This is a genomic window from Hominimerdicola alba (assembly GCF_900112155.1).
Classification (GTDB): domain Bacteria; phylum Bacillota; class Clostridia; order Oscillospirales; family Ruminococcaceae; genus Hominimerdicola; species Hominimerdicola alba_D.
Window position 1 is genome coordinate 1 of record NZ_FOKQ01000084.1, and the last position, 4,863, is coordinate 4,863.

Below are 4,863 nucleotides of genomic sequence, written 5' to 3' on the forward strand. Positions count from 1 at the left end.
GGAGCAAGGATAATCAAATCGTCTGCTGCTGTGGCTTTGTGCATGATGGTGTATTATATACGAACGCATCTTCCCGTAGGTAATGGCATACCATTCTACAGCGCCCTTGCGGCACTCTGGTGCTTACAGCCCAGTTCAGATACCGCCAAGCACAATGCTGGACAGCGTTCCATAGGTACATTCATCGGTGCTCTGTACGGATTGATATTTATCTTACTGTTGCGTATCATCGGAATTACCGAAGCTATGCGAGTGTATCTTCTGGCATCACTTATGATCATACCGGTCATCTATCTGACCGTTGTACTTGATAAGAAAAATGCCTCTTTCTTCTCATGTGTGGTATTTCTCAGCATCGCCCTGACCCATTCTTTCGATGATGACCCTTACCTGTTCGTCTTCAACCGTGTGCTTGATACACTGATAGGCATCGGCATAGGGCTTATGGTGAATAATTTCCATCTTCCCGTAAAGCATGACAGCGAGACCCTATACATCAGCGGAATAGATTCTGTACTAATCCCTGAAGACCATTCTGCGGCTTTCAATAAAGTCGAGCTTAACCAAATGATAGAATCGGGCGTGAAATTCACCCTTTCGACAATACGCACCCCTGCCGAAGTAATGTCGCTGATGAAAGGAGTTGACCTGAAATACCCCATAATCGTTATGGACGGTGCCGCAATGTACGATGTAAATTCAAAGGAGTATCTTGAAGCCGAATTCATTAAGGCAGATGTCTGCGAAGAAGCCGAAAGTATCATCACGAAATGCGGAATGAACTGCTTTGTGAATGTCATGTACGACAGCACTCTGCTGATATTCTACAGCGAGCTGATAAATCCCGCTGAAAAAGACCTTTTCGATACCCACAGGCACTCCCCTTACAGGAACTACGTCCGCCATATTTACAGGCGCCACGATGCTTCCGAGCGCGTACTTTATCTCACTGTACTCGATGAATCGTTGAAGATATCCACCCTTGAAAAACAACTGAAAAATTCACTGGGCAAATCTGCGCGGATAACAGTAAGTGAATCCGAGTATGACGGATATAAATATCTTAAAGTCTTCTCACCCATCGCTACCAAACAACATATGCTGTCAAAGCTAATGGAACATACAGGCTGTGAAAAGGTAGTTACCATCGGAAGTATCAAGGGCAGGTACGATGTCTACATCGGTGACGGCGGCGGAAATGCAACGATCAAAAAGCTGAAAAAACTCTACCACAGCGACATTTACCACTGATTTCAATACATCTTTATTTCTTAACAAAATAAGCATAGAATAACACTCTTATATATGTTATAATCAATTTGTATAAGATTGAGCAAAGACGCTTCTCAAAATTTTGAGGGGCGTCTTTTACTTTTGAAAGGAGTCCTGTATATGAACAGCTTCAGAGATACCATGTACGAAGCTTTCACTGCGAATAATACTATATCTCCTGCTTACTTTGATAAATATGGCGTTAAGCGCGGTCTGCGCAACCCCGACGGCACAGGGGTAATGGCAGGCGTTACGAATATATGCAATGTTCACGGTTATGTTGTCGATGACGGCGAGAAAAAGCCCGCCGACGGCAAACTTATCTTCAGGGGATACAATATCCGCGACCTTATTGGAAAGGTCGAAGCCGAAGACCGTTTTGGTTTTGAGGAAATAGTCTATCTGCTGCTGACCAGCAGACTGCCTACAGCTGAGGAACTTTCCGGTTTTTCAGATCTGCTTTCCGAAAGCCGCGCCCTTCCCGATAATTTCTTTGAGGACATGATACTCAAAGCGCCCTCGAGGGATATCATGAACAAGATGGCAAGGGCGACTTTGGCGCTGTACTCCTATGACAGCGACCCAGAAGCCCACACTCCCGAGCACGAAATAGACACAGCCGTTTCGCTGATAGCTAAAATGCCCGTTATAATGATATGCGCCTATGAGACCAAAAAGCGCTATTATAACGAGGATTCCATGTTCATGCATCCGCTGATAAAAGGTCAATCCACGGCTGAAAATATCCTGTCAACTCTTCGACCCGACAGAAAATTCACCCGCGATGAAGCAAAGCTTCTCGACCTTTTACTGATGCTGCATGCAGAGCACGGCGGAGGAAATAACTCTACATTCACCTGCCGCGTGCTTACTTCATCAGGCACAGACCCATACTCTGCGTATGCCGCGGCTATCGGTTCTCTTAAAGGTGCAAGACACGGCGGAGCAAACCGCAAAGTCAGCGAGATGCTGGGATTCATCAAGAGAAATGTTTCCGACTGGGAAGATGAAAATGAAGTCTACGAATATCTCAAAAAGCTAATCCGAAAAGAAGACGGCGACCGAAGCGGACTTATCTACGGCATGGGACATGGTGTTTACACCCTTTCCGACCCCCGTGCAGTGATTCTCAAAAAGTACGCAGGCAGAATGGCTGAGGGCACTGAGTTTGAAAAAGAATTCCGACTGCTTTCCTCAATCGAAAGCCTTACGCCGCAGGCATTTGCAGAAATAAAACATTCCGATAAGGTGATATGCGCAAATATCGACCTGTACAGCGGATTCGTTTACAGAATGTTAGGTATTCCGGAAGACCTGTTCACTCCCCTGTTCGCAGTTTCAAGAATGGCAGGCTGGTGCGCACACAGATTTGAGGAAATAAACAGCGGCAAACGCATCATTCGTCCCGCATATAAATCCGTTGCCCCCGAGAGACCCTACATCGCTCTCGGCAACAGATAACTGTCAAGTTTTTGGAGGTATACCATGAAAGACGGTTATATAATAATTGCCTGTGCTACTCCATCATTGAAAGTTGCTGACTGCCCCTACAACGCCGATAGGATGATCGAGCTTATTGATGAAGCTCACAACAAAGGTGTGAAGATAGTCTGCTTCCCCGAACTTTCGATAACGGGCTATACCTGCGCCGATCTGTTTTTGCAGGATACTCTGCTTGAATCAGCAAAGCGGGAACTTTTACGAATAATAAAAGCCACCGAGGGCAAAGATATCGTGTCCATTGTAGGAGTGCCCCTTGAAGTCAGCGGCAAGCTCTATAACTGTGCAGTCATAATCAACAAAGGAAAAGCTATCGGCGCCGTGGCAAAAAAGAATATACCAAATTACAGCGAATTCTACGAAGTAAGACATTTCACTGCCGCCGCAGATGATCTCTGCGCAGATATCTCACTTGGTGAGAGCTATTCCGTTCATCTTGAAAACACTATCTTCGCCTGCAAGGAGATGCCGGATATTACCTTCGGCATAGAGATATGCGAGGATATGTGGGTCTGCTCTCCCCCGGCAGAAAAGCTTGCGGCATCAGGGGCTGTGATGATATTCAACCTTTCCGCCAGCGATGAAGTTATAGGTAAAGCCGAATACCGCAGGACGCTGATAAAAGCACATTCAGGTTCCATGGCTTGCGCTTACGCTTATGCCGACTGCGGCATAGGGGAATCAACACAGGATATGGTATTTGCAGGACACGACATTATTGCAGAAAACGGGTCGATCCTGGCTGAATCAAAACCTTTTTCAAGCGGACTTACCATCGCTGATATCGATGTAAAAAAGCTTCACTACGAGCGCAGACGGATGAACTCTTTCAAAGCGTTGCAGGATATTCCCGCCGCATATTTCTCCCTTGATATCACAAAAACCAAGCTTGACAGAACTTTCCCGCAAACACCATTTGTACCGACAGATAAGAATGTTCTTGACAGCAGATGCGAAGAGATACTCACCATGCAGGCTGTCGGACTTATGACAAGGCTTCGCCATATTGGTTGCAAAACTGCTGTTCTCGGACTTTCCGGCGGACTGGATTCTACTCTTGCACTGATAGTTACCGTACACGCGTTCGATATGCTTGGGCTGGAACGCAGCGGCATACACACGATCACCATGCCATGCTTCGGCACAACTGACAGGACTTACAACAATGCAGTCACTTTGGCGAAAGCCTACGGCGCTTCCCTTTCGGAGATAAATATTTGCAAAAGCGTGACCCAGCATTTTGAGGATATCGGTCAGTCGGCGGATGTACACGATGTCACATATGAGAATTCTCAGGCGCGTGAGCGCACACAAGTTCTTATGGACAAGGCAAATCAGCAGGGCGGAATAGTCATCGGAACAGGTGACCTTTCCGAACTTACATTGGGCTGGGCGACATATAACGGCGACCATATGTCCATGTACGCGGTGAATGCTTCAATCCCGAAAACGCTTGTTAGATGGCTTGTAAATTACGAGGCACAGGTATCCGAGGGCGAACTGAAAACAGTTCTCGAAGACATTCTCGATACCCCTGTCAGCCCCGAACTTCTTCCCCCCGAAGAAAACGGAACCATCTCACAGAAGACCGAGGATATTGTAGGACCATACGAACTCCACGACTTCTTTATGTACTATATGCTGAGATGCGGTTTCACACCATCAAAGATATTCCGCATAGCTTGTATCGCTTTCAATGAAAAGTATACTAAAGAAGTGATACTCAAATGGCTGAAAACATTTTACCGCCGTTTTTTCTCACAGCAGTTCAAGCGTTCCTGTCTGCCTGACGGACCCAAAGTCGGAACTGTCACACTTTCACCCCGCGGTGACTGGCGTATGCCAAGTGATGCAAGCGCATCTATCTGGCTGAAAGAGATAGAAAACATTCAGTTATGATCCACTATTCATCAGAACATTAACTGTCATACCATAGACAAAGATGAGATCTTATGGTAAAATAGACCCATAAAAAGAGGCTGTTGCAACCGCAGCACCCTCTAACCATATCCGAACATCAGAGTAAAAAAACATATTAACTGGTGAAATAAGCTGTTTCAGAGCGCACACCCCCAAGCCCTCTTCAAAAAA

3 protein-coding genes are annotated in these 4,863 nt (G+C 46.1%); all 3 read left to right on the forward strand.

Features of this window, described 5'->3' with window-relative positions:
* The coding region (locus BM265_RS19250) for an HAD hydrolase family protein (protein WP_242940915.1) at positions 1 to 1,251 on the forward strand (1,251 nt) is incomplete at its 5' end.
* Positions 1,252 to 1,392: 141 nt separating this feature from the next.
* Complete coding sequence (locus BM265_RS19255; RefSeq protein ID WP_074963531.1) at positions 1,393 to 2,733, forward strand: citrate synthase; 1,341 nt, start codon at positions 1,393 to 1,395, stop codon at positions 2,731 to 2,733.
* 24 nt (positions 2,734 to 2,757) lie between these two features.
* Positions 2,758 to 4,671 carry an NAD(+) synthase gene (locus BM265_RS19260; protein ID WP_074963532.1) on the forward strand — a complete coding sequence of 638 codons (1,914 nt, stop codon included), beginning with the start codon at positions 2,758 to 2,760 and terminating at the stop codon, positions 4,669 to 4,671.
* The last annotated feature ends 192 nt before the right edge of the window (positions 4,672 to 4,863 follow it).